At 33.8% G+C, this 23,114-nt stretch carries 22 protein-coding genes and 3 riboswitches; of the genes, 19 read left to right on the forward strand and 3 right to left on the reverse strand.

Features of this window, described 5'->3' with window-relative positions; all coding sequences use genetic code 11:
* Positions 1-9: 9 nt before the first annotated feature.
* The 5 genes from AC3IS5_RS09040 (at position 10) to AC3IS5_RS09060 (ending at position 4,880) form a co-directional block, all read left to right on the forward strand.
* A complete protein-coding gene (locus AC3IS5_RS09040; RefSeq protein WP_489427499.1) occupies positions 10-1,266 on the forward strand; it encodes an ABC transporter permease in 1,257 nt (418 codons plus the stop codon).
* Positions 1,263-2,369, forward strand: a complete 1,107-nt coding sequence (locus AC3IS5_RS09045) for an ABC transporter permease (RefSeq protein ID WP_489427500.1) — start codon at positions 1,263-1,265, stop codon at positions 2,367-2,369. The genes AC3IS5_RS09040 and AC3IS5_RS09045 overlap by 4 nt, the downstream gene beginning before the upstream one ends.
* A gap of 193 nt (positions 2,370-2,562) precedes the next feature.
* The gene (locus tag AC3IS5_RS09050; RefSeq protein ID WP_489427501.1) at positions 2,563-3,084 is read left to right on the forward strand and encodes an RNA polymerase sigma factor; all 522 of its coding nucleotides are present in this window, start codon (positions 2,563-2,565) and stop codon (positions 3,082-3,084) included.
* Entirely contained in the window at positions 3,068-3,925 is an 858-nt protein-coding gene (locus tag AC3IS5_RS09055; RefSeq protein ID WP_489427502.1) for a hypothetical protein, read from the forward strand. The genes AC3IS5_RS09050 and AC3IS5_RS09055 overlap by 17 nt, the downstream gene beginning before the upstream one ends.
* 91 nt (positions 3,926-4,016) lie before the next feature.
* Positions 4,017-4,880 carry a LysR family transcriptional regulator gene (locus tag AC3IS5_RS09060; protein WP_489427503.1) on the forward strand — a complete coding sequence of 288 codons (864 nt, stop codon included), beginning with the start codon at positions 4,017-4,019 and terminating at the stop codon, positions 4,878-4,880.
* A 181-nt stretch (positions 4,881-5,061) separates the two neighbouring features.
* Here the strand turns inward: AC3IS5_RS09060 and AC3IS5_RS09065 are convergent, their stop codons facing one another.
* Entirely contained in the window at positions 5,062-5,817 is a 756-nt protein-coding gene (locus tag AC3IS5_RS09065; RefSeq protein WP_489427504.1) for a methyltransferase domain-containing protein, read from the reverse strand.
* Between the two features lie 221 nt (positions 5,818-6,038).
* On the opposite strand from AC3IS5_RS09065, the gene AC3IS5_RS09070 reads away from it, so the two are divergent.
* The 8 genes from AC3IS5_RS09070 (at position 6,039) to AC3IS5_RS09105 (ending at position 15,019) form a co-directional block, all read left to right on the forward strand.
* The gene (locus AC3IS5_RS09070) at positions 6,039-6,236 is read left to right on the forward strand and encodes a hypothetical protein (RefSeq protein ID WP_489427505.1); all 198 of its coding nucleotides are present in this window, start codon (positions 6,039-6,041) and stop codon (positions 6,234-6,236) included.
* Positions 6,237-7,083: 847 nt separating this feature from the next.
* Positions 7,084-7,216: riboswitch (FMN riboswitch) on the forward strand.
* 146 nt (positions 7,217-7,362) lie between these two features.
* A riboswitch (FMN riboswitch) is annotated at positions 7,363-7,496 on the forward strand.
* Positions 7,497-7,621: 125 nt separating this feature from the next.
* Positions 7,622-7,755: riboswitch (FMN riboswitch) on the forward strand.
* 134 nt (positions 7,756-7,889) lie between these two features.
* Positions 7,890-8,975: a bifunctional diaminohydroxyphosphoribosylaminopyrimidine deaminase/5-amino-6-(5-phosphoribosylamino)uracil reductase RibD gene (gene ribD / locus AC3IS5_RS09075; protein ID WP_489427506.1), complete on the forward strand. Its 1,086-nt coding sequence runs from the start codon at positions 7,890-7,892 to the stop codon at positions 8,973-8,975.
* A gap of 3 nt (positions 8,976-8,978) precedes the next feature.
* Positions 8,979-9,617, forward strand: coding sequence for a riboflavin synthase (ribE, locus tag AC3IS5_RS09080; RefSeq protein WP_489427507.1), 639 nt, complete (start codon positions 8,979-8,981; stop codon positions 9,615-9,617).
* 18 nt (positions 9,618-9,635) lie between these two features.
* Positions 9,636-10,826, forward strand: a complete 1,191-nt coding sequence (locus AC3IS5_RS09085) for a bifunctional 3,4-dihydroxy-2-butanone-4-phosphate synthase/GTP cyclohydrolase II (protein ID WP_489427508.1) — start codon at positions 9,636-9,638, stop codon at positions 10,824-10,826.
* A gap of 13 nt (positions 10,827-10,839) precedes the next feature.
* Entirely contained in the window at positions 10,840-11,304 is a 465-nt protein-coding gene (ribH, locus tag AC3IS5_RS09090; RefSeq protein WP_489427509.1) for a 6,7-dimethyl-8-ribityllumazine synthase, read from the forward strand.
* A gap of 382 nt (positions 11,305-11,686) precedes the next feature.
* Positions 11,687-12,136, forward strand: a complete 450-nt coding sequence (locus tag AC3IS5_RS09095; RefSeq protein WP_489427510.1) for a MarR family winged helix-turn-helix transcriptional regulator — start codon at positions 11,687-11,689, stop codon at positions 12,134-12,136.
* 19 nt (positions 12,137-12,155) lie between these two features.
* Positions 12,156-13,496, forward strand: coding sequence for an MFS transporter (locus tag AC3IS5_RS09100; RefSeq protein WP_489427511.1), 1,341 nt, complete (start codon positions 12,156-12,158; stop codon positions 13,494-13,496).
* Between the two features lie 1,172 nt (positions 13,497-14,668).
* Complete coding sequence (locus AC3IS5_RS09105; RefSeq protein WP_489427512.1) at positions 14,669-15,019, forward strand: DUF3139 domain-containing protein; 351 nt, start codon at positions 14,669-14,671, stop codon at positions 15,017-15,019.
* Positions 15,020-15,258: 239 nt separating this feature from the next.
* Here the strand turns inward: AC3IS5_RS09105 and AC3IS5_RS09110 are convergent, their stop codons facing one another.
* A complete protein-coding gene (locus AC3IS5_RS09110) occupies positions 15,259-16,020 on the reverse strand; it encodes an IclR family transcriptional regulator (protein WP_489427513.1) in 762 nt (253 codons plus the stop codon).
* A 204-nt stretch (positions 16,021-16,224) separates the two neighbouring features.
* Here AC3IS5_RS09110 and AC3IS5_RS09115 point away from each other — a divergent pair, with 204 nt between their 5' ends.
* Genes AC3IS5_RS09115 through AC3IS5_RS09125 form a run of 3 tightly spaced genes read left to right on the forward strand, consistent with a single transcriptional unit; the run spans position 16,225 to position 18,917 of the window.
* Positions 16,225-16,998 (forward strand): SDR family NAD(P)-dependent oxidoreductase, encoded by a 774-nt coding sequence (locus tag AC3IS5_RS09115; RefSeq protein ID WP_489427514.1) that lies wholly within the window; start codon positions 16,225-16,227, stop codon positions 16,996-16,998.
* Positions 16,999-17,016: 18 nt separating this feature from the next.
* On the forward strand, positions 17,017-17,907 hold the full coding sequence (locus AC3IS5_RS09120) for a fumarylacetoacetate hydrolase family protein (protein ID WP_489427515.1): 891 nt from the start codon (positions 17,017-17,019) through the stop codon (positions 17,905-17,907).
* Between the two features lie 11 nt (positions 17,908-17,918).
* On the forward strand, positions 17,919-18,917 hold the full coding sequence (locus tag AC3IS5_RS09125; protein ID WP_489427516.1) for a 2-keto-3-deoxygluconate permease: 999 nt from the start codon (positions 17,919-17,921) through the stop codon (positions 18,915-18,917).
* 761 nt (positions 18,918-19,678) lie between these two features.
* Here the strand turns inward: AC3IS5_RS09125 and AC3IS5_RS09130 are convergent.
* Positions 19,679-20,038, reverse strand: a complete 360-nt coding sequence (locus AC3IS5_RS09130; protein ID WP_489427517.1) for a hypothetical protein — start codon at positions 20,036-20,038, stop codon at positions 19,679-19,681.
* A 213-nt stretch (positions 20,039-20,251) separates the two neighbouring features.
* On the opposite strand from AC3IS5_RS09130, the gene AC3IS5_RS09135 reads away from it, so the two are divergent.
* The 3 genes from AC3IS5_RS09135 to AC3IS5_RS09145 all read left to right on the forward strand — a co-directional run bounded on the left by AC3IS5_RS09135 (position 20,252) and on the right by AC3IS5_RS09145 (position 23,085).
* Entirely contained in the window at positions 20,252-20,788 is a 537-nt protein-coding gene (locus AC3IS5_RS09135) for a sigma-70 family RNA polymerase sigma factor (protein WP_489427518.1), read from the forward strand.
* Positions 20,769-22,061 carry a hypothetical protein gene (locus AC3IS5_RS09140; protein ID WP_489427519.1) on the forward strand — a complete coding sequence of 431 codons (1,293 nt, stop codon included), beginning with the start codon at positions 20,769-20,771 and terminating at the stop codon, positions 22,059-22,061. Before AC3IS5_RS09135 ends, AC3IS5_RS09140 begins: the two co-directional genes overlap by 20 nt.
* 442 nt (positions 22,062-22,503) lie before the next feature.
* Positions 22,504-23,085, forward strand: a complete 582-nt coding sequence (locus AC3IS5_RS09145; RefSeq protein ID WP_489427520.1) for a branched-chain amino acid aminotransferase — start codon at positions 22,504-22,506, stop codon at positions 23,083-23,085.
* Positions 23,086-23,114: the final 29 nt, after the last annotated feature.

A 23,114-nucleotide genomic window follows, 5' to 3' on the forward strand; every position in this document is an offset into this window, starting at 1 on the left:
GGAGAGCTAATGTTCTTTGCGCTTATCGTAAAACAATTAAAAATATTGAGTAGAAACCCTTTAGAGTTGCTAGTTCTTCTGTTAATGCCTGTTGTATTAATTACAATTTTAAGTGTAGCCCTTGGACCCATAATGGATGGGAATAGTGACACGTTAGATTTGGATATAGCTGTTATTCAACATGATGATGAAGAAGCACAGTTCGAATCCTTTCTAAAAAAGGCAAATGAAAACATGCCAATTGATGATAAGCTGAAGGGAAATATAAAACAAATGCTTCCAGTAACTTTGTTGCTCGATCAATTAACGGGAAATGAAGAAATGAAGAAATTTGTAACAGTAAAAAAACTAAATGCGAATGAACTTAAAAAGGCAAGAAAAAGTGGTAACTATGATGTAATTATCGACGTTCCAAAGAATTTCACTGATGAGTATTTATCGTCCGTTTTTTTATCAGGAAGTAAACCTTCATTAAATGTCTATTTAGATGAAGACCAGCCTGTTACTTCATCGATTACTAAGAGCATGCTCGATTATTTCCAACAACAATATTCTTTACTATCACATTTGAGTAGTTCTAGTAACTTAGATACTGCAGTAACGATTCCTAAAATTGTAGTAGCGTCTGATATTGAAACAATAGACAACCAAAAGAGTATCTCATCAAAAATTTATTATACATTTAGTATGAGTGTCATGTTCATCTTATATATGGCTAGTACTATAGCAAGTTTGGCATTTTTAGAAAAAAATATGAATATTTTCGACCGGATTATCTTAGCAAGAATTCATCCATTAACTTATTTAGGTAGCATCATTGTATCAACTATTCTATTAGCGATGATTCAGATGACTATTTTGTTTACAGTTTCACATTTTATGTTTGATATTCAATTTGAACAGTTCGGATTATATGTACTAATTACATTTCTTCTGGCTGTTGTTGTAGGAGCTTTAGCAGCATTATTGTCAGCGATAAATTATAGAAACAATTCATCGGGAGCTTCAAATATATTTTCAGCTGCAATAATATCTATTCTTGCCTTAGTAGGAGGGAGTTTCATTCCAGTAAGTGAGCTATCGTCATTTTTATCATCACTTGGAAAATGGACACCGAATGGAGCAGCACTTGAAGCTTATTTGAAACTGCAACAAAATGCGACGTTTCTTGAGATTCACGATCTAGTCTTTAACTTAAGTATGTTAGGCATAGGTCTCCTAGTTATAGCGTTTGTACTCTTTCCTAGAAGAGGTGGCATATCATGATGAATATTTTAAAAACGAAATTTTTATTATTTAGAAGAAAACCAGCTGCTTATATTGTAACAACTATCATCATTTGTATATTTACTTATTTTATGGGACTTGGTCAAGAAACGAAGGAGCCTATTGCTTTATTTTCTACACTAAATAACGAACAGAATTCGGAAATGATGAAAGAGTTAAAAAAACTATCGCAATATGATTTCACAATGTATGAAGAGGATGAGGCAGTTAAGCAAGTCAAAGATGGCAAAGTTGATGTGGCAATTTCTTTAAAAGATGAAGGTTATAAATTAATCGTAGCACCAGATTTTATGAATGCTCCGATGTTGGGGAATGAGTTGAATACGATTTATAGCCAAATATTATTAAAGCATGCGATTATTCAATCATCTCCAGATGAACAAAAAGAGCAAATAACAAGTAAAATTGAGAAAATTCAAGATGATCCAAGTTTTAAAATTGGCTATAAAAACTTGGGAAATGAAAATGCGTTAAAGTTTGATCAGAAGCTGCATAGCTTATTTGGTTTTACACTATTCATGGTTATTTATACGATTGCAAGTGGAGTCAATCATATCGTTATGGAACGTAGAGATAGGATTTGGGAAAGGGTAACGGTGTCAGCAATTCCAAAATGGAAAGCCTATCTAGCGAATTTAACTTATAGTTTCTTGCTTGGATACTTGCAAATTACCCTCGTACTTTCTATATTCTATTTCGCTGTCGGCGTCGATTTCTATGGTGGCTACTGGAAGAGCTTAATTGTTGTCATTCCATATGTACTTTGTATTGTGTCACTTTCCATATTCATAGCTGCAATTGCAAATACACCTGGTAAATTTAATGCCTTTATGACGGTACTGGCAGTTCCACTTGCTATGCTTGGTGGATCATACTGGCCACTTGAAATTGTAACATCGAAAATAATGTTAGCATTATCAAAAATTTCACCAATAAAGTACGGAATGGATTTATTAAATGGCGTCACAGTTAACAGTAGTTCCATAACAGATTTACTATTTCCATTTAGTATATTAATGTTCATGACAATCATCTTCATGGGCATAGGGATAAATGTGTTAGAGAAAAAGGAACAAATTTAATCTTTTGAAAAGGGTGCTTACATTTTATATGTGAGTACCCTTTTTATCTTTCGATTTTCTCAAACTAGGGAAGTAATTTATCAGTTATAATTAAATAATTGGTCTTTTAGTAAAAGAATGTTTTATAAAATGCGACCGATATATTCTTTTTACGTCTAATGATTTAGAAATAGATGAAAGGAGATGGTCTTAAATGAATTCAAATCAACTCGTCTCCAGTTGGTATGATGATTTTGGCACTTCGATTTTTACATATGTATATATGACTATTAAAGATTTCCACCAAGCAGAAGACATAGTACAAGAAACTTTTATCAAAGCATATAGAGGTTATGACTCCTTTAAAAACGAAGCTAGTTTGAAAACGTGGATCTTTTCAATTGCTCAAAATACGACGATTGATCATATGAGGAAAAAGAATGTCTTAAAGTATTTTATAGAACTTACTTTAAATGATAGAGACGTACAACCATTACCAGAGCAACTTGTTCAGTTAAATGAGGATGAAATGATGATATATGAAGCTATACAATCATTAAAATTAAAATTTCGGCAAGTTGTGTTATTACGGAAAATTAAAGGGTTCTCGACGAAAGAAACTGCAGAAGTATTAGGCTGGACGGAAAGTAAAGTGAAAACCAATTTACAAAGGGGTTTAGCGGAACTAAAAAAACAGTTACTTGAAGGAGGGTTTGAATATGAAAAAATCAACTGATTCTAAGAGATTTGATGATGCTTTAAAATCTTTTGATGAGAATATGAAACTTCATCCAAACCATCACCAAGAACAAAAAAACCTAATTGTAAAAGCTATTAAAAAAGAGATGTATGTCCCAAAGAGAAAGAACAAATGGGTTGTTAGTGCTACCTTATTAATACTACTGTTGTTTGCAACCTCTCCATTTTACTCTCATACAATGGCTGGATTTATAGCAAAGTTAGTACCCATTGAAATCAAAAATGATATTGACTCGAAATTATCAATAAAAATACAAAAGGTTATAGAAAAAGAGGGCTATCAGTGGCAAAATGTCGGCACTTCTGCAACTCCATTTAGCATTGATATCTCGCTTATACCAAATCAAGAAAGTTTAGATGACATGAAAGCAAAACTTTTACCTGAAATCAAACAACTTTTAGCTGACGAAGGAATTGACGATTATCAATTAAACATTACTAAATATAAAAATTCTAAGAAACAAGTAAAGGAATCTCCTCATCAAGTTAAGCCAATCATTAAAAAAATCACATCCGATACACCAAAATGGCCAATAGTAGTCAGTAATATTCAAGAATCTTTAGTTGGAAGATCTGCTTTTAAAGTGAAAGGTATTAGTTATAAAGAAAAGAAAGATATAACATACATTGAAATACGAACAGGACTTAAAAAAAATGAAAATACAATGATCATAATAAAGGAAATTGAGATAGCACTAGAGAAGTATCTTCAAGAAGAAAGAACAAAAATGATGATTCAAGATGTAAATTATGAAATTATAATTCTTGATAAAGAAAAGAATGAGATAGGGAAAGTTATTAAACCAAAAGAGGAATGAAGGATAATTGATGCAGCTAATTTAGTTGCTCTCCCGAAGCTGAGATATAGAACAAGAAACTGAAAATAAAATGAAATAAGAGGAGAACATCGTGGAGACTCAATGGTTAAAATCATTTATTAAAGCTGCAAAACATGAAAATTTACGTCTTGCTTCTGAAGAACTATTTATCTCACAACCGGCTGTGACTAAGCATATTCAAAGCTTAGAGAAAACGTTAAATATACAGTTGTTTGTTAGGCAAAATAAATCCATTCGCTTAAATCAAAATGGTGAAATGTTTTTACCTATTGCCCAGGAAATTATTAACACTTATGAGGCGGGGATCCATCGTTTTCAGCAATATGTAGAAGGTTTTGATAGGGAGCTGACGATAGCAGTGGCACCTCAAATTGCCAATTCTCTGTTGCCATCTATTTTAAAACAATTTTCGAAACAAATGCCACATGTAAGTGTGCGTGTAGAAATCATTAAATCCAATGAGATTGCAAACAGTATTCAATCAGGACAATCACATGTAGGTTTGTCAAAGATTGAGCCTGTAAATCCTGCTTTTTGCGTTCAATGTTTAATTGATGAGCCAATTGTTTGTGTTGGTCCAAAACATTTGGAAAGTATGGATATGGTAGAAATAATACGACAAGAAAAAGTATTGACTCATGAATATGCTCCTTATTGGGATGAGGTTAATCGTCAGTTGCAACAACATTTTACTCATACAACTAATATGAAGGTGAATCAAACTGAGGCTATCAAACAAATGATACTAGAAGGAATAGGTGTAGCATTTTTACCGAAAAGTGTAGTGCGCAAAGAGCTAGAAGAAAACAGGCTAGCATTATTAGCGACAAATATACTTAATAACTGTACGTCTAAAACGTATTTTATCTCAACACATAGCTCAGCGGAGACAGAATATCTTTACGAATTATGCAAATCTATTTATGGAACTTAAAAATAGAGGGATAGATAAAGCGAGTATATCTGGCTTTATCTATCCCTGTTTTGTATATCGAAAATAGGCTCTTATTTATTGTCGATTAGCTCTTTTAGAATCTCAGAAAAGATGTCTGTCGTTCTATACTCTTCTTGTAGTGTATTCTCCACTCCACCAATTTCCAAATGGGCGACTCTCTTTATTTTGTAGCCAATACACGAAGACGATAATAATCCGCAATCCACTTTCCATCTTGATACAGAGTGGTTTTTAAATGTGCTTCAGTTCGTTTAATAACTTTTTCTTTTTCAATTTTGGTCAAATGCTCGAGTAGACTGTCACTAAACATATTCAACCAGTTTAAAATACCATCTTCCCCAGATAATTCAGTAGGACGATTATATAATTCTACATAGTGCACATTAAAGCCATGTTCATCTAATAATGCAACATACTCTGCCACGCTTGGAAAATACCACGGGAACTTTTCTGCTTTGTATTCATAACCTAATTCACGAAATGATTGTTGAATTGCTTCCACAATAGATTGAATATTACCTTTCCCACCCAATTCTGCGACAAAACGACCACCATCTTTTAACGCTGCATAAATACTTGCAACGGCCTTTTCTTGAGATTTCATCCAATGCAAAGCAGCATTAGAAAAAACGGCATCAAACTGGTTTGAATAACTAAGGTGTTGCGCATCTTCGACGTGGAAGGGAATATGCCCAAATTTTTGGCTTGCTTGTTCAATCATTGATGCTGACTGATCAATCCCAATGACTTTTGCCCCTGATTCAGCAATTTGTGCAGCTAAATCACCAGTACCACAACCGACATCTAAAATCTGCTCTCCTTCTTTTGGATTTAGAAACGAAACTAATCCTTCACCATATTTTGAAACAAATTGATGCTTCGTATCATATAAAGTTGCATTCCAAGTACTATTCATTCTGCTCACTCCTTTTCTTAAGAAAACTATACTGCTAACTGGAACGATATAGAAATAATTAAAAAGTCGATTTTTAATAACGATTTGGAATTAAATTGTGAATACGGAGCCATTTCAATCATTACTTTTAACCAGTTTATATCAAGTCAGGTTTACTGAATAAATACTAAGAATAATTCAAACGAAATTGAACAAATTATAGTGGATGGAGGTGATTATAAATGGCGAATAACAATCAAGAAAAGAATAAAGCGAAAAAGAATAATGACTTAGGTCGTGAAGAATTTGGTTATGGGTTTGATTTGAGTCCAGATGACTTTGATTCAGTTGGACAAAATGATGAAGCACATAAACAACATAATCATGAAGATAAACAAAAGCCGAATAATAAAAATAATGCTAGAAGAATAAACGAATAAGTAACTTGAATAGAGGAGTGCTACATATAAAACGATATTAAGTTGTTTTATTATGTAGTGCTTTTTTATTAGGCATGTTTAAATTTTAGTATGAGAACAGATAACTTAACTGTTATGAAATTGGATGTTCCTGCAGTAAAAGAGGAATGCTAAAGTAAAATTGAGAGTGTTATTCATGGAAAAATGATAGTAATTATTCGATATCATTGTGTCATATACATAAAATATTAGAACGATCTATATAATAGTTTAAGGTTATTTTCAATAGTATGTGCACGGCGACTGAAAACAATGTGATGAGGTTTTTAAAGCATAATTTTAATAATAAAAAGGAGGATATAATGAGAATAGGATACCGTTCTATTTCCGTAATAGTTAACTTATTTCTCGGCTATTTATCTTTTTTTATAGGTCTATTATGGTTCATGACAATAATGTACGCTTCGCATTCTTTCGGGTTGAGTGTAGACTCTACTTTTGATGATGGTTTATTAGGTGTCTTTTTAATTATTTCTATCATTGCTACGGCTATTTATATTCCTGCTTGCATTAATTTAAACAGTATAATTAGGCCGAAATTAGAAATGAAAAAATGGAGTTTTATCACTTTTATATCCATAGTTTTTATTCTTGGTTTTTGTATTATTACCCTAACTATACAGTGAATTGGTGTTGTTAAATAAATAAAATGACATTTTCCCGTGACATGTAACAGGCCAATATAGACCGGTACATCAAGCTTTTAGGACAAATTTCTTTTTAGTAAGTTCTCGGTCAATCCTATAGAAATAAAAAAAACCTCTAGTTTTTAAATAAGTAAAGTGCTATGGTATTTACATACAATATAATAATCCTTCGGGGTCGGGTGAAATTCCCAATCGACGGTGATAAAGTAAAACTTTTAAGCCCGTGAGCCTTTTTAGGCAGGATTTGGTGCGAATCCAAAGCCGACAGTATAGTCTGGATGGGAGAAGGATGTAGAGAATATCAAGGTCTTATTAAATTTATGTAGATTTAATAGGATTATTTCGCATTGATAATTTATGTCTCCTATCAAACTCCGTAGTGTTCTATGGGGTTTTTTTGATGCCTAAAACTTAATTGTATTGTAGTCAATTTCATATGAAATATCCTTCGGGGTCGGGTGAAATTCCCAATCGACGGTGATGAAGTAAAGCTTCTAAGCCCGTGAGCTTGATAAGAGCAGGATTTGGTGTGAGTCCAAAGCCGACAGTATAGTCTGGATGGGAGAAGGATGTAGAGAATATCATGGTCTTATAAAAATCTAGTATTTTAATAGGTTTATTTGCTTATGATATTTTACATAACTCCTATCAAACTCCGTAGAAATCTATGGAGTTTTTTTGATGGAAAAACTAAATAAGTACGTCCTTCGGGGTCGGGTGAAATTCCCAATCGACGGTGATGAAGTGAATCTTCTAAGCCCGTGAGCTTGATAAGAGCAGGATTTGGTGCGAATCCAAAGCCGACAGTATAGTCTGGATGGGAGAAGGACAACTAGATTACACGCAATTCCTTTTGAAAAATAGTATTTCATTAGGTTTATTTAGCGATGCGTTTATCTAAAACTCTCCCAAACTCCCTAATTTAATTAGAGAGTTTTTTATTTTTCAAAAAGGGAGGTTTATCACAATGCATGACGAGTATTTTATGGAATTAGCGTTGAAATTAGCAGCAGTAGGTGAGGGGCAAACTTCGCCGAACCCTTTAGTAGGAGCGGTCATTGTAAAAGATGGTGATGTAGTCGGTTTTGGAGCTCATCTTAGAGCAGGTTCTCCGCATGCGGAGGTACATGCACTCAACATGGCTGGAGAAAATGCAGTTGGCAGCACGATGTATGTCACATTAGAGCCTTGTAATCATTTTGGTAAAACACCGCCGTGTACGATGGCCATTTTGAATGCGGGTATAAAAAAAGTAGTGATTGCAACACTCGATTCAAATCCCTTAGTAGCTGGTACTGGTTTAGTAAAACTAAAGGATGCTGGCATTGAGGTGGAAGTGGGTCTTTGTGAAGCCGAGGCTGTAAATTTAAATAAAGCTTATTTGTATTTTATGAAAGAGAGATTGCCTTTTGTCACATTAAAGCAAGCTATTACATTAGATGGCAAGATTGCGACAGTTCATGGTCGAAATGAAAGTATCACAGGTAAAGAAGTGCAGGAGGATGTTCATCGCAAAAGAGCGCGAACGGATGCGATCTTAGTTGGTGTTGGGACGGTGTTAAAAGATGACCCATTACTAACAAATCGATTTGCAGAAAGTAAAAAGCAACCGATTCGAATTATTTTGGATACGCATTTAAGAACCCCTATAAATGCTAAGGTTGTCACCGATCAAACAACACAGACATGGATAATCGTTGGGTGTGAAGTTACTTCTGATCAAATCACAAGCTTTGCACAAGCCAATGTACAAGTAATCCAACTTAAAACAAAAACACTCGCAATCCAGGATGTCCTTCAAGAGCTGGCAATGCGAAATATCGTCACGCTTTATGTGGAAGGGGGGCAGCGTATAAATACAAACTTTATCAATTCGGTCCTAGTCAATGAAATGATTACTTACATAGCACCAAAAATAGTAGGTGACCATGATGGAATTGGAATGTTGGAAGATTTAGACGTAAATAGCATGACTGAGGCTGTCCCACTAAAACTGCAGCAAGTGGATCGAATTGGTGATGTAATTAAAGTGATTTCGGGAGTGGGGGTATAGCGTATGTTCACAGGAATTATTGAGGCAAAAGGAAAAATAACAGAGCTGAAAAAAGGTGCAGAGAGTATGAAAGTTACTATTGAAGCTCATGACATCATGTCGGATATGAAACTTGGCGATAGTGTAGCAGTAAATGGGGTATGCCTAACCATTTCGCATTTTACCCATCACAAATTCAGTTTAGATGTCATGCCAGAAACGGTCAAAGCGACAACAATTCACTCTTTAAAAGTAGGGCACTTGGTGAATTTAGAAAGAGCAATGGGAGCAAATGGGCGATTTGGCGGTCACTTCGTTTCTGGCCATGTTGATGGGACAGGAACCATTGTTAGAAAAACAAAGCAAGCAAATGCAGTTTACATTGACATCGCTATCTCTAGAGAACTGAGTGATTTTTGTATACCAAGGGGTTCCATAGCTATTGATGGAACAAGCTTGACGATCTTTGATAAACAGCCTGAAAAACTGACTGTATCACTTATTCCACATACGTATCAAGAAACGATTTTCGCACTTAAGGAAACAGGACAACAAGTGAATATCGAAACGGATATGCTAGGCAAATATATTATTCATCAATTACAGAATAACGACGGTGCTTCAGCAATTACAATGGCTTTTTTACAGCAAAACGGATATTAATAAGGGAGGTGTATAGCAATGTTTCACTCAATTGAAGAAGCGTTAGAGGATTTAAAAGAAGGTAAAATGATCATCGTCGTTGATGATGAAAATCGTGAAAATGAAGGGGATATAGTAGCACTTGCAGAATATGCAACGCCAGAAAATATTAACTTTATGGCAACACATGCAAGAGGTCTAATTTGTACACCAATCACAGAAAAAATCGCAAAAGAGCTCAATTTACATCCAATGGTGTCCAATAATACGGATCACCATCAAACGGCATTTACAGTAAGTATTGATTATTGTAATGCAAAAACGGGCATTAGTGCATTTGAGCGTTCGCAAACGATTCAACATTTATTGAATCCCAATGCATTAGCCGATGATTTTAAAAGACCGGGTCATGTATTTCCGTTAGTTGCTAAAAAAAATGGTGTTTTAGAAAGACCTGGTCATACAGAAGCGGCAGTTGATTTGGCGAAAGCATGCGGCGCTATTCCAGCAGGCATCATCTGCGAAATAATGGGCGATAGCGGGAAAATGTCAACTGGACAAGAACTAATAGACTTTGCCAAAAAACATCAATTAAAAATGATTACGATTGAGAGTTTAATTCAATACCGTTACAACCATGAAGAGATAGTTACTAGAGCAGCTAATGTGCAACTTCCGACAAGCTATGGCCATTTCAATTTGATTGGCTATGAAAACGACATCGACAAGTTAGAACATGTGGCACTTGTTAAAGGGGACGTAAGCATTGTAGAAGCTCCGATTGTTCGTGTTCACTCATCTTGTTTAACAGGTGATATTTTTCATTCGGAAAGATGTGATTGCGGCCCTCAATTAGAACAGGCCTTAAAAGTCATCGAGACTGAAGGGGCAGGTGTTGTGTTGTATATGCAGCAAGAAGGTAGAGGTATCGGTTTGATTAATAAGCTACGTACTTATGAGTTACAAGAGCAGGGCTTTGATACAGTTGAAGCCAATGTAAAGTTGGGTTTTCCTGCAGATTCACGTGATTATGCATTAGCAGCTCAAATGTTAAGAAATTTAGGTATATCAAAAGTCCGCTTATTAACGAACAACCCGGATAAAGTTCAAAGCCTAGAAGCATACGGCATTGAAGTTGTTGAAAGATTGCCGATTGAAATTGATGCTGTATCAAGCAATTCGTTTTATTTAGAAACTAAAAAAGAAAAGATGAATCATCTTATTTCGTAAAGGGGATCTTAAAATGGGAAAAGTATTTGAAGCACAATTAATTGGAACAGATTTGAAAATTGGTATTGTAGTAGGTCGGTTCAATGAGTTTATCACAGGTAAATTACTAGGTGGCGCAATGGACGGCTTAGTACGACATGGCGTTTCAGAAGACAATATTGATGTTGCATGGGTTCCTGGTGCATTTGAAGTGCCCTTTATCGCGAAACAAATGGTAGAGAAAGGTGACTATGATGCCGTAATAGGTTTGGGGACGGTCATTCGTGGCTCCACTTCACATTATGATTATGTGTGCAATGAAGCAGCAAAAGGAATTGCCAATGTTTCGTTAAATACAAATGTACCCGTCATTTTCGGTATAGTCACAACAGAAAATATTGAACAAGCAATCGAACGATCAGGCACGAAATCAGGCAATAAAGGCTATGATTCAGCAGTTGCCGCGATAGAGATGGCTAATTTAAAGCGTCTATTTTAAAAATGAAGCACTTCTATACTCTGTAATATTAAAGACAAGTAAATGTACATAATAGTTTATTACTTCACAACTTGTTTATAATGTTGCACATATTTTCAAAATGTACATTACTAAATTCAATTTAGTGGTGTACATTTTTTTATTTTGCTTTCATTTCTATTGATTTAATAATCTATTAAAATTTTTAAAAAAACTGAAAAAAGTTAAAATAGAACAAATATTCTATTCTGTGAGGTGATAATAAATGTATTGATATGAATACTCCCCGAAACATAAAATTTTTTCACAGGATGATTGTCCACATGTTGACTATTATGGTAAAAGGAGGTACGATTTAAAAAAGTCAACATGTTGAGTAATCATACTTAGAGGAGGAGGAAATATGGAAGATAAAGATACCAAGCTGGCAAACACCATATTGGATATTGTCCGTGTAGCTAACATATTGGAAAGACTAGGTGGCAAGTATGCGCAGGAAGCAGATCTAAACAGTGTACAGCAATACATGATTTTGTCACTATTAAACGCTACACCTAATTTAACTATGGGGGATCTCCAGCAAAATACATTAGTGACAAAACAAGCAATCACAGGTGTTGTTGATCGACTAAAAAAAGGAGGCTATTTAGATATATACAAGGATTCAAAGGATCGTAGAATTACCCGCGTCCTTATGACTGAGAAAGGTAAGAAGGCATTAGAAGCTACACGTCCAAAGAGAATTGCCGGGAATAAGGAAGCCTTTTCTATTTTAAGCGAGGAAGAAATTTCCCAATTATCAGGGATTTTTTCTAAGCTAATTCTACATTTAAAAAATATAGATAACATTTGAACAGGAGGAGGTTTAATTCATGAGTAATCAATTAAAACGATTAAATTATTCTATTTGTTTTATTCTAATATTCGCTACTATGAATACGACAATGATGAATGTTGCATTGCCGAAATTTTCAGAAGAATTTATTTTAAACCCTACTGAAGTGAGCTGGGTTACTTCAATATTTAGTTTGACGTTTGGTATCGGAGCCGTTATTTTTGGGAAATTGGCTGACACCTATCCGATTCGACGTTTACTTGTTATAGGTCTTATCATTTTCATGATCGGTTCATTGATTGGATTTTTCAGCATTAACTTTGGATGGGTTATCGTCGCACGAATAATCCAAGGATTTGGTGCAGCAGCGCTCCCATCACTAAGTATGGTTATGGGGCCTCGATTTTATCCGCCAGAATACCGTGGTAAAATGCTCGCAATGGTCTTTTCAATCGTTGCACTAGGGGCTGCAGTTGGTCCTATTTTGGGTGGTTTTTTAACAGATTGGTTTGGTTGGAAAGCATTATTCGTAATTAATTTCTTAAGTTTATTAGGACTGCCTATTTTCCTTAAATACGTACCTAAAGAAGAAACAAAAACTGGGACTTTCGATATTCTCGGTGCGATTATTTTTATGCTTGCGATTACGGCAATTTTAATGGGAATCAACGTTTCTAGTTGGCTACTTCTAGTGGCAGCTGTTCTTTTATTTATTTTCTACTTGCAAAGTAAGCGAACTGCCGATCCATTTGTCGAGATTCAAATTTTTAAAAACCGCTCGTTCAGCTTAGTACTTTTAATGAGTTTTTTAAATACGATCACCTATATGGGAACGCTATTCATCCTTCCGCTAATGCTTTCAAAAGCGAACGGTTTATCTACTGATTGGATTGGGCTTGTTTTATTCCCGGGTGCGCTTCTCACGACTATATTAGGCTCACAAGTTGGCCGTTTAATTCAAATAAAAGGTAGCCAATTTGTCAATCAATGTAGTTTTGTTTTGATGGCTATCGCTTGTTTGGGACTTTCTACAATTGTTGGATTATCTCCAATTTGGATTTCTTTAATGGCCATTTTCGTATTTTTAGGTTTTACAGCGAATCAAACAGCATTTTCCAATTATATATCACAAATTTTACCACCAGAGCAAATTGGAATTGGGCTGGGCTTATTCTCATTAATGACATTCCTAGCTTCCGCTATCGGGATTTCATTATACGGTCGTTTCCTTGATTTAAAAATTGGGCATTGGAATATATTGAATAACTCTTCTTATAGCTCTTATAGCAACGCACTACTTCTGGCAGCCATTGTTATTTTGTTAGCGATAATTGTCCTTACTTTGGAAAAGACAGTGAAGAAGCGAGAAGCGTTGTAACATCCTTAAACGATGGATAATACGTTAACTTTGTAAAGTGTGCCCCATAAATCTTACATCCTTAGAGCTACAAGAATCCAAAGCATCATACGCAATTTCATTTAGTAAATATTCGTAAATATGATGTTAATCACAAATAAAAGCTGAACTAGTTTTGGCATTAGTTCAGCTTGAAAATAACTCGATATAATGTTGCACATTTCATAAAGAATACTGATGTAACAAGCAAATTACTTTAACTCTAGACTTTTAATAAAAGATATTGTAGAAGTGCCTTTTACATATCAGCCATTTTACCAGCCGCTTGCATTCATTAACATGAGAATCAAGGGAATGATACCTAGTGTGAAGCAGGTAATCGTTAATATTTTTGCTTGTCTAGCTTCTCGTTTATTTCCTTCATGAAGCTGTTCTATAAATGAAATTTTAAAATAATAGCTCAATATTAATAATAAAATAGGACTATAAATAATTATTGTACCCAAAAAATCACCTCTATTTCCAAATTTGTTATAAATATAATTATATCAAAATATAATTGTATTGAAAGCATTCGTTTACAGTTACAATAGAAAAGCACCTCCAATTGTAGACTTAAGTCTAACAATTGAGGTGCAGTTCAATTTTGTCCTTTAGAATAATTCAATTCAAATAGATAAGTACTTTACAATCACACGAATTCTCAATTGAAAATCAATGTACTAGATGGAAGGAAGTATTACAAATTTTTTATCAAATAATTATATCAAAATATTAGATACAAGGGATTATTCATAATTTCAAATCAAATTCTTTAAGTTCATTTTCAATTTTCTCCATTAACTTTTTTACTTTCTCTCTAGTTTCTGGATTAGTTGGATCTAAATTACATCCTTCCGGGATATTCGCATGATAAAAATCTTAAAATCTATCAATACATTCCAACCAATTATTATTATAAGAAACTATTCCAATAATAGCACTAATTGTAGCTGAAAAAAAGATTGTTTTTACTTCTAAAATGCACCGTTTATTTTTGATTTACTCAGGAACAATCCCTCCTGTATCATATGAAATATACAATTCTTGTACTTTGAATTGTCCAATGTCACATTTAACAAAAGTCGCAACTTTTTTCAATTCATCGCGACATTATTAAAATCTACATATTCGGATGGAGGAAGCTAGATATTATGAAAATATCAATCAAAATATTAATACTTCTTTTGTTACTTATCATTGCTATTCCAACAATTTATGTGGAAGCGAATAAGATGATTTATAAAAATCGAGTAATGGAATATCTTATTACGGAGAAAGGCTATAACAAAGAAGAGATTAAAGAAATTAAAGGTGTATGGGGTAAGAAACTACCTCCTTTTTACACTACTGTTATCTTTAAAGATGAACCATCAATTAAATACACATATTTTGCACATAATTACATTTTTCAATTTGAGTATCATTCTTTAAATAATGAAGCTAATATAAAATCATCTGACCTCAAACATTATGAACCTCATGAATTTCAAGGATATCAATAATAAAATTAAACATAGCCAAAATTTTAAAAGTACTGCTCATTATAATAAAGGGATGTAGATAAGTATAAGGAATGCTGTAAACTAATAGAAAAGTTCCTTATTCAGTAACGAAAAATTTAATTCGAGTATAATACAGTTTAGAATAGGCAGATCAATCAAAAAGAGCAAGAAAGTAAATATTATACCCCCCCTTCTACTTTGAAAATTTCTTAAGAAAAGGGGGGTTTTTGTATGGGCTCTTACAGGTTTTCACTATATCCGGCTTTGCTAGAAATTTGTTTGGCTAAATTGATCGTTTCATTGATGATTAAATTTTTTTTGGGGTCGAAGCCATTGATTGGATGGGTGAAGCTAGTGGCAGCAATAATTTTATTTTGGTTATTAAAAATAGGAGCGGAAATACATGTGAATATTTCAACAGCCTCTCCTATTTCTTGAATCCAACCTTGTTGTTGAATGGTATGTAATTGTTCTAATAATTTTGGAATTGAATCGATCGTTTTATCTGTAAGTTTTGTAAAAGAATATCCAGTATATAATTGCTCTATTTCGGTATCTGAATATTGACTTAGTAACACTTTCCCCATTGCTGTGGCATGTGCAGGCAATGTCATCCCAGGAGATGTGACTAAGTGAATTTGTGATGAAGCATCTACTTTGGATAAATAAATAATATTTAACCCATTTAAAATGGCAAGTTGGCAAGTTGCCCCAATTTTATTGACCGATTGCAGCGCTAAATCATTAAATGTACTGGTGATGTTAAACTGTCTCAAGTATTTGGATCCCAAAATCCCTAACTGTGGACCTAATACATATGTTTGCTTGTTGGTTTTTTCAAGATAACTTAATTCAGTTAATACATGAAGGATGGAATAAACAGTACTCTTATTAATTTCTGTTTTATTAATAATATCCGTCATCGTTAATTCTACTTCTGAATTTAAAAGAATACTAAAAATCAAGTGCGCTTTTTCAAGTGCTGGAACAGAGTAGCTCATATAAAGTCTCCTTGTATTTTTTAGATTGTTTTAATTTGCTAGTACTAGCATACTACAATTCCTAATAAAGATAATTCACTTTTCTATAAATTCGAAAAATTATCTCTGCGGAATATATTGACAATCCTGATAATAGAATAAGAGCAACAAATAAGTTCTGCATAAAGAATCCGGTTCTTCATAAAAAACTAAAGGAGTGGGAAAATGAGATTACAAGGAAAGGTAGCTATTATTACAGGTGCTGGATCAGGAATAGGGCGTGCTACAGCAGAAAGATTTGCACAAGAAGGCGCACATGTCGTGATTAATGATGTTAATCGTGAAGCAGGAGAAGAGACAGTTGAAATTATTAGGTCTCTAGGTGGTTCATCCCAGTTTATATTTGCTGATGTTACAAGTGAAAGCGGTTTCAAATTGCTGGTGGATCAAGTGGTGAGTGAACATTCTAAAATTGATATTTTATTTAATAATGCTGGTATTTCCGGTGTTGGAAATGTTGAAGAATTAGATGTAGAGACATGGGACCGAGTTATGAGTATTAATGTGAAAGGCGTGTTTATTCCGAGTAAATGCGTAGTTCCCCATATGAAGGATCAACAATCGGGTTCTATTATTAATATGTCTTCTTGTGTTGCAGAAATGGGTCTAATGCGAAGAACAGTTTATTCTGCTTCAAAAGGTGCGGTACTAGCATTTACAAAGTCAATGCAGGTCGATTATGCGAAGTACAATATTCGTGTTAATGCGTTATTACCAGGCACTGTTATGACGCCATTTGTAGAGGATTATTTAAGCAAATCTTATGATGATCCCGAAGAGGCATTGAATACAATTCGTCAGCGTCAATTAACAGCTGAAATAGGATTACCAGTGGATGTTGCAAGTGCTGCTCTGTTTTTGGCATCAGATGATTCTAAGTTTGTAATGGGTTCACCTCTATATGTAGACGGTGGTGTTGTATTTGGAAAAAATGCTTAAAGAGTGGAGGGAATCTAATTGAAACTATTAACTTTCAAAAAAAATAATGATATTAAGCTAGGTGTTTCTCACTATAACAGGGTTATTGATGTTAATGAAGTATCCCAAAAGTTAGGGAATGGCACTCAATTCGATTTGTTTAGGGTTATTTCAGATAAGCAAAGTTATGAGGAGTTAAAAAAGGTTGTAGATATTGCTATTCATCAGGCAGATGATACATTTTGTGTGGATGAAACAGATATACAATATGGTCCATGTGTGCCTCAAAATATCGAGAAGATAATTTGTGTAGGCTTGAATTACCGTAAGCATGCGGAAGAAACAAATGCAGCAATTCCAGAGTATCCGATCTTATTTAATAAATTTGGTAATACAATTGCGGCGCATAACCAAGAAATTATACTTCCAAAAGTATCTAATGAAGTCGACTACGAAGCGGAGCTAGTCATTGTTATGGGCAAAAAGGCGAAGGATGTAGAGGTAGACAATGCACTTGATTATGTGTTTGGGTATTGTAACGTAAATGATTTATCAGCCCGAGATTTACAGATGCGGACAGCACAGTGGCTTTTAGGGAAAACGTGTGATGACTTCAGCCCGTTAGGACCTTATTTAGTAACATCAGATGAGATTGAAGATCCTAATAATTTAGCTATTAAAACTTATGTGAATGGAGAATTGAAACAAAACTCTCATACGTCAGATATGATATTCAACTGCAAGGAAATCGTGAGTTACATTTCAAAGCATTTCACACTAAAACCAGGAGATATTATTCTGACGGGGACCCCTGAGGGAGTTGTTTTAGGTTTACCAGAAAATGAACGTGTGTGGATTCAAGAAAATGACGTGGTAGAAGTGGAAATTGAGGGGCTTGGTAAATTGAGAAATGTTTTCCAAACAAATTAGGAGGAATCCAGATGCAAATTAAAAAGACAATTGAAAAAGTACCTGGTGGTATGATGATTATTCCGTTGTTTTTAGGTGCAATTATTAACACACTTTTTCCTGCTACAGCAACTACTTTAGGGTCGTTTACAGGAGCTTTATTAACTGGGGCTTTACCAATTTTAGCTGTGTTTTATTTTTGTGTCGGTACTCAAATTAGTTTTGTAGGTTCACCAGTTGTTGTAAAGAAAGGAGTCACATTTTTAGTAGTTAAGATAGGGACTGCTGCTTTAGTTGGACTTATTGCTGTGCAAATAATGCCTTCTGAGTACATAACAGGTGGCTTTTTTGCAGGGTTATCTGTATTAGCAATTGTAGCAGCTATGAATGAAACAAATGTTGGTCTATATATGGCGCTAATGTCTCAATATGGAACAGAGGAAGAAGTTGGTGCAGGTTCTATAATGATGCTTGAATCAGGTCCGTTTTTAACAATGGTTACATTTGGAGTAGCGGGGATTGCAAGCTTCCCGTGGGAGTTCTTAGTGGGGACGATATTACCATTGGTTATTGGGGTCACGATTGGTAGCTTAGATAAGGAAATGAAGGCGTTTTTCAAACCAGCTGTTCCAATTCTAATCCCATTTTTTGCGTTTGCTTTAGGTGCAGGGATGAATATCGTCAATGCAGTAAGAGCAGGTTTATTAGGTATTCTTTTAGGATTGATGGTAATAATAGTTACAGGCTTCACATTATTCCTTGCTGATAAGTACATTTTAAAAGGTTCAGGAATTGCAGGGTTAGCGGCGGCCTCTTCGGCAGGTGCAGTTGTGACAGTACCTGTAGCAGTAGCTGCTGCAAATAGTAAATACGAGATAATGGCAGCAGACGCTACAGCTTTGTGTGCTGCTTCAGTAATCATTACAGCTATTTTAACTCCAATAATTGTAGCTTGGTATCATAAACGATTAGAAAAGAAAAAGCTAGCCGAAAATCCACAACCTGTAGTTACAGAGTTAATCATAAAATGAGATAGAAATAATGATTGAACAAAGGTAAAAGAGTATAAACACCTATATAAAAGGCCAGTTATCGGTATTTTACCAGTAACTGGCCTTTTAATTTGAATTCGGATTTTATATAACTCAACTTAATGTTATTTAGTTTGAAAAAATTAATTAATATGCTTTAAAAGTGAACGAACAGAACAAGTATGTTATTAAAATAGGTTAATTTAAAAAGGCTCTAATTCAATGTAATGTGTTAACTTTCCATTAAAAGTATATTCATTTTTAATTTCTTGTATCACTAAAGTACCACGTTAGTTTTTTGCATGACTCTACTCATTCAATAGTATCTTCACACCTCTTTATATACTGTACTTTTCTTCGTCTTAAATACAGTAGAAGTCATTAGAATTCGAGATCTCATTTTTTTGTTTTCATGGAAACTATCCAAAAATAAGAATACATCCTCGATGACTTTGATTTTCTCAATCATAGCAATATGTTTTGATCAAATCCAATTTATTGAAATCTTTTAACGACATCTAATTGATTTGGTAGTATTCTAGAATTAATCATTGTAAATACGTTAGCGAAGTTTTAAATTTAATTATAAGAAAAGCACCTCCAATTGTAGACTTAAGTCTATCAATTGAGGTGCAGTAATGCTGTCCTTTATGAATTATTCATTTCAAATAGCTTAGTCCTTTACAATCACACGAATTCTCAATTGAAAATCAATGTACTAGATAGAAGGCATTATTCGAAATTTTAATTCAATGATTTAATTAAAATTTAAGTTTAAGTTCTTTTTCAATTTCCTCTAGTGCCTTTTTCATTTTCTCTCTTGTTTCTGGATTAGTTGGATCTAAAATAGATCCTTCTGGAATATTCGCATGATCTCCATTATAATCGATTTCTTTATCTAATTTGAATAAGTCTATTTCATCAATGCTTTCATCTTCTAACTCACCAAATGCAGCAACAATTCGTAATTCATCATTTCCTTCATCAATAAACGTTAATTTAGAATTATAAGTACCTAACTCTTCTTGATATGCTAAGTGGTGACAAACTATTTCTAAAATATCATCTGCATTTAATTTAAAATAATGATGCTTTTTATTTTTCAATTTAATATAAACCATACTTAATTGCTTCTCTTAGTGTACTACTTATTTTAACAAATGGATGTAGATAAGTATAAGGAATGCTGTAAACTAAGAGAAAAGTATCTCAATATTAATACTTCAGGAATCGAATCAAGTCGGTTCTTTTTTTATGGAAATATTTGTTGAAGAAATGAAACTTTTCCAATAATCACCTAGTCTAACTACAAACAATTAAGGGAGGCAAGCGAAATGGATGATATAGAAAAGGAAAATCGCTTGTTGCAGGCGATGGATGATTATGGCGATTATCTTGTGCAACTTTGTTATACATACGTACATGATTGGGGGGCAGCAGAAGATGCTGCACAAGAAACATTCATACGATATTACAAAAAAATGGAGCATTTTCGAGAAGATGCAGCATTAAAAACGTATTTATATCGAATTGCGGTAAATGTTAGCCATGACTACATAGCAAGCTGGAAATATCAAAAGGTACGCATAACTGACTTTTTTGGTAAATGGAGTGCAACAAAGCAAACAACAGAGTCCATTGTAATAGAGCGAGATACTTCAAAAAGGCTCTTACATTCCATAGAAAACTTACCTACTAAATACAAAGATGTGATTGTGCTGTATCATTTTGCAGAAATGTCTTTAATAGAAGTAAGTGACACACTTAATTTAAACGTCAATACAGTTAAAACTAGAATAAAAAGAGGAAGGCAAATACTAGGTAAAATATTGCAAGAAGGGGGAGAATTATATGCTAGATCCGATTCGTGACACGATGGAAAATGGGTATAAAAAAGGGCGTTTTTCTACACAAAAGAAACATGAAACTATTGAAAAAATAAGAAGGAAGAAAAAACATAATTTATATCCATATATTGCGATGGTTTTAACTTCTGTTGCACTTATAGCGTTAACATTCATATTAATCGACTTGCCTACAGAACAACAAAAAGTTATCGTAAGTGGCAATAATTCTTCAACAATAGTTGATCAGACAGTGACACAAGCTGTAGAGGAGAGAGTGGCGTTATTTACTGAATTAGTAAAATTACGTGCCTCCGACGATTCAAAAGTGGAGAAGATTGATGAGCTACGAAATATATTTTTCGTTCAAAATGATTGGTTATTACAGAGGGCAATTGAAACTGGAAAAAGCTTATTTTACGAGTCACCTGATTTATCTAAAAGTGAAAGGGCTTCTCTAATTGAATTGCTGCAATATATGAATGCTTACGTTGTAAAAGGGGAAGAAGGGATTCCAGAAGTTTACAAGGTCTTTTCAGAAAATCAAGCATTCCGTGATATCGTATCTAATAGTAATGAACTAAAAAAGACTTTGGCTAATTATGTAGATCTACCAGTTTATCCACCGGATTTGTTAAAACCACAGAAGTTTACAGAAAAAGTGGAGAACCTTCCTATTCTCACATTGGGTTCATTTATATTATTTGTGCTATTGTTCGTTGCTGCAGTTATTCTAACTATAAGTGGGAGACGAAGAAATTGGGTTTTTTTCCTACCATGGGTGTTCCTAGTTTTAGGATTGATCGGGTTTTATAATAATCGTGAAGTAAAACTGTATGCTGATGATGAAACGATGATGTTGCAATCTATAACTAAAGCTTTAGATATATATGCAGATAAAGGGGAACCGATTAAAAATATAAAAAATTTAGAATTGGTTACAGCTGCTTCGTACCTAGATAAGAGAGTAGCACTAGCAAAAGCAGACGATCAATATATTCTCGCATCATTTGGTCTTAAGAATGGTCATTATGTATATGAAAAAATGAAGTGGGGTAGCAATGTGACGTTAACTAGCTATCAAAGAACGTTCGACGATGAAGATTTCAGTAGTAGTTTCTTTAATAATAAATCGAATGTAGTCAAAGTGAAATTAGAAAACAAAGGATTCTCGACGTTTTTTCAAGTAGAACCTAAAGAAACCGTATTTTGGACCATACCAAGTGAGATTTTAGATGATGCTTTATCAGAAGGTTATTTTGTGGTATTTTACGATGGAAAAGGGAAAGTTGTAGATTAAATTAAACGTTTCAAAAGTCATTAGGCTTTTGAAACGTTTTTTTGATTCCACCGAAACACAGAACAAAAGCAAGACTTGAACATTATACACTCACTAATATAAGACTGCTAAACTCATCATCAAGTATCTATTACATCGACTTCTTGATAAATATCCCTTATTAATACAACAGAAGTCATTAAAATGGAGTCTTCATTATATTTCAATCATTGATATTACTCCAAGTTTCTTGTATAGGTTTTTTTCACTTGTCTTAGCACTGTTATCGTTCTTTCATATTAGCTTTTAATAATATCAACAAATAAATGTTCTAATAGAAAAAACTTATGTCATGATTTAACTGAATACATATAAATTAAAGGCTTAACAGTACAATTTAGGCTATACTAGGGTATGAGAGGAATGCAATTCAATTCCTTTCAAGTAAAGGAGCTGACTTAAATTGTTAAAACAACAAATTGAAAATTATATTGAAAATCATATAAGTGAAAACAAAATTGAATTGTTTGATATTGAAAAGGAATTCGTAGAAAAACATCAATTACTTCCAAGTGGTGTATCTGTTGCTGAAAAAGTATTTCACATAGACGCTCTTGAACGCTGTAATAAAGAGACGGAAGAATTGATTTCTGCGGAAACTACTGCTTTCTTAAAGAAACCAATTTCATATTTAAAAGAGCAAGCAAATGAATTTGTTTATGTAGAATCTAGTAATTTTGAGATAATCCGCATGGATGCTGTAGCGCTAGAATTCGATGATGTTTTTGAAACGTACACAGCCTTATTTGGTCTGAAATTACAAAAGAAATTCGGCGAGGCTATAAAAACTTATTTGAATACACATTTGCAAGGGGAAAATGCAAAATACAGTGTTATGTTTTCCGCTGAAGATGGTTTGTGGGACGTAAATGTGCCTTTAGATTATCTAGAAGGTTTTAGTGAAGCGAAATCGTTTGAAGAAATTTATAACATGATTTATCGCTTCTTCTTCAAATTAATTGAAGAGATTGAGGAAGCACAGTGAAGGATGGGAAATGATTGAGTAACAGAGAA

The organism is Viridibacillus sp. KH_047 (assembly GCF_057838945.1).